Genomic DNA, 226 nt, shown 5'->3' with positions numbered 1-226 from the left:
GGACGGATATTAGCGAAAAGACCCAGTTTCTTACGCATAGCCAGCAAACCTTGCTCCGGACGTACCTTGGCAGTAGGATCATTGTCAAATTTCGGATCACCTACGGCAGAGAACAAAACAGCATCCGCCTCTTTACAAACCTGATAAGTTGCTTCCGGAAACGGATTGCCTACTTTATCAATCGCATCAGCTCCACAGATTGCATATTCGTAACTTACTTTGTGAC

Annotated in this window: 1 protein-coding gene; it reads right to left on the bottom strand. The window is 45.6% G+C overall.

What is annotated here, in order from left to right; translation table 11 throughout:
- Nucleotides 1-226: isocitrate/isopropylmalate family dehydrogenase (locus tag HJW02_RS13210; protein ID WP_243760034.1), on the bottom strand; the 226-nt coding region annotated here is incomplete at both ends.

The organism is Akkermansia sp. GGCC_0220 (assembly GCF_017566105.1).
GTDB classification, from domain to species: Bacteria; Verrucomicrobiota; Verrucomicrobiia; order Verrucomicrobiales; family Akkermansiaceae; genus Akkermansia; species Akkermansia massiliensis.
This window is presented reverse-complemented; position numbering and strand designations above follow the sequence as displayed.